Source organism: Saccharomonospora iraqiensis subsp. iraqiensis, from assembly GCF_000430445.1.
GTDB classification, from domain to species: domain Bacteria; phylum Actinomycetota; class Actinomycetes; order Mycobacteriales; family Pseudonocardiaceae; genus Saccharomonospora; species Saccharomonospora iraqiensis.
This window is the reverse complement of the sequence record NZ_KE387102.1, coordinates 27,300-29,277: the sequence shown is the minus strand read 5'-3', so window position 1 is coordinate 29,277 and position 1,978 is coordinate 27,300. Positions and strand designations below refer to the sequence as shown.

The window sequence follows — 1,978 nt, the reverse complement described above, 5'->3', positions numbered from 1 at the left end:
GCCGTGCCGCGCCGCCACAGCCTGCGGCCCCGCGCCCCACGGCTCTCCTCCGCGGGGGCCCGGGCGGTGTGCATCCGGTCCCCGGTGTCCGAGGTCCCGCCGGGGGTGCCCGCGGCCTTGCGGGCAGGCATCACCGCGATGATCAGACCGAGCAGGGCGGTGCCGAGGTGCAGCCAGTTGTCGGCGGCGTTGAGGGCGAGCGGGTTACCGAGCCCGCTGACCGGGTTGCTGGCGAACACCCCCGTGACGGCGAGGCCCCACAGCAGCAGGACCCCGAAGGCCACCAGCAGCAACCAGCCGTACGTGCGCGCCCCCGACGACTTCACCGCCATGAGCACACCCAGCGCACCGATGACGATGTGGATGATGTTGTGCAACGGGTTGACGGCGAACACCCAGAGCGTACTGCCCGTCGACCCCGCGAAGTCACCGAATCCGGTGACGATCAGGCCGATGATCCCGACGGCGAGATAGACCAGACCGACGAGTGCGGCCAGGATCTGCACCGGCTGGAGTCCGCTCACCTGGGTGCGGCCCTCCTTCGATCGAGCCATGACAGCCTCCTGTTCGGGTGTGACAGGCGCCACTTCCCCGGGGAGATACCCGGGGTCACCGACGGTGAAACCGTGCCGCCCGCGCGGCGTCCCGTGCGGTGCCGCCCTAGGGTCGGCGGCGTGGCCCTGGGCGTGTGCCTGCTGTTCGATCCGCCGTCGGACCGCGCGGTGCGGGAGCTGTGGCTGCGGTTCGAGCGACTGGGGGTGCCCACCCCGCACTCGCACACGCACGGCCGGCACCGCCCGCACCTGTCGTACGTGGTGCTGCTGGAGTGGGACCTCGACGCGGTACGCGCGGCCGTGCAGGCACTGGGCGACGGCGGCGGCTACGAGCTGCGCTTCGACGCGGTGGGCGCGTTCCGTCGCGGCCGGATCTGCCTGGTTCCCGCCGTCCCCGCCGCGCTGGTGACCCGGCAGCACGCCGTCGTGGAGGCGGTCCGGGCGACCGGGGCGGTCATCCACCGGCACTACGAGATCGACCACTGGTTGCCGCACACCTCGCTGGCGACCCGGGCCGCCACGCGGGACCTGCCCGGGGTGGCCGGCGCGGTGTACGACAGGTTGCCGTTGACGGTACGGGTCAGCCACGCCGCACTGATCGACAGCGCCACCGGCGAGGCGTGGCCGTTGGCGGGCGTGCCGTGACCCGCTCCCGGCACCGGACGGTCCGCCCGGAACCCGCCGTCACCGGACCTGTTCGGCCGGGGCACGCCAGGTGTTGCACGCGCTCATGCTCCCGTCGCGGTACCCGCGCAGCGCCCATTCCCGCTGGGTCTCGGCGGACCCGTGGGTGTCGCTGTCGATCCAGTTGCGGAAGTCGTCGACGGCGTCCCCGGCGAGCGCCCGGTCGATCCCCCCGCGGCCCTGCGCGCCGTGCAGGAACATCCCGGCCATGCAGTTGGCCTGGAGTTCCACCCGCCTGCTCAGTTCCCGCTCCTGTGGCCCCTCCGCGGTGTGCTCGCCGAGTGCGCGGCCCGCGTCGCCGAGGATGCCGCTCAGGTACTGCACGTGGTGGCCGTACTCGTGGGCGAGCGTGGCCACGTGCGCCTCCGTGGCGAGACCGAACGCGTCCACCGTGCGGGTCCTCGGCAGGTAGATCGTGCCGTCCTCGGAACAGTAGAGCCCCGTCGCCCGCTCGCGCGGGGGCAGCGGTCCGCACGCGGTGTCCGGGGAATCGGCGATGTCCACCTCGGCAGGGCGGAACGGCAGCCCGGCCTCCGCGAGCGCGGGTTCCCAGGCCCGGTCGAGACAGCGCAGCTCGGCCCGGTAGAACTCCCGGAGGCGCCCGCGGTCGCTGCTCAGCTCCGGCAGCGTGCACTCGACCTCGGCGGTGCGGGCACCGGACACGGACAGGGCGTCGTCGCCGATCCGGGAGGCACCGGCCGACTCCGGGCCGCTCCCGCCCGCGGCCGCGTCCGTCCCGG

3 protein-coding genes are annotated in these 1,978 nt (G+C 73.8%); 1 reads left to right on the top strand and 2 read right to left on the bottom strand.

All coding sequences use genetic code 11. From position 1 onward, the window contains the following. On the bottom strand, positions 1 to 554 hold a 554-nt coding region (locus ACTIR_RS0114545), incomplete at its 3' end, for a DUF4383 domain-containing protein (RefSeq protein WP_026454840.1). A 120-nt stretch (positions 555 to 674) separates the two neighbouring features. Between ACTIR_RS0114545 and ACTIR_RS0114540 the strand changes: the two genes are divergently transcribed. After that, entirely contained in the window at positions 675 to 1,199 is a 525-nt protein-coding gene (locus ACTIR_RS0114540) for a 2'-5' RNA ligase family protein (protein ID WP_026454839.1), read from the top strand. 39 nt (positions 1,200 to 1,238) lie between these two features. Here the strand turns inward: ACTIR_RS0114540 and ACTIR_RS23480 are convergent. Continuing rightward, positions 1,239 to 1,978, bottom strand: a 740-nt coding sequence (locus ACTIR_RS23480; protein ID WP_052583895.1) for a neutral zinc metallopeptidase, incomplete at its 5' end; no start/stop codon positions are given.